Genomic DNA, 320 nt, shown 5'->3' on the forward strand with positions numbered 1-320 from the left:
ACGACCATCACCACTGGCCGCCCACACCGGCCGCCCCAACCGATTCGCGACCGCCCGCAAAAACTCCAGATTCCGCTCATTCGCCAGATACGGCACCACCAAAACAACCGGCATGTCCCCCGGCAACTTCGCCAGCTCAGGATCGCCAGCCAGCTCCGCCGCGAACTCCTCAGCGCCCAGCACCCGACCATCCGGGAAACGCACACCACCCGGATCATTCGCACCCCACACCGCATACGCCGCATCACCCCACGGCGCCTCCACATCCGCCCCCGCGACCTCCCTCAACGAAGAAGACCCCGACACCTCCTCGAAAACAC

The 320-nt window shown here is 65.6% G+C and carries 1 protein-coding gene; it reads right to left on the reverse strand.

Translation table 11 applies throughout. The features are described from left to right. Positions 1-320: hypothetical protein (locus tag IF99_RS33175; RefSeq protein WP_158716692.1), on the reverse strand; the 320-nt coding region annotated here is incomplete at both ends.

The organism is Streptomyces sp. NRRL F-5630 (assembly GCF_000719475.1).
GTDB lineage: Bacteria > Actinomycetota > Actinomycetes > Streptomycetales > Streptomycetaceae > Streptomyces.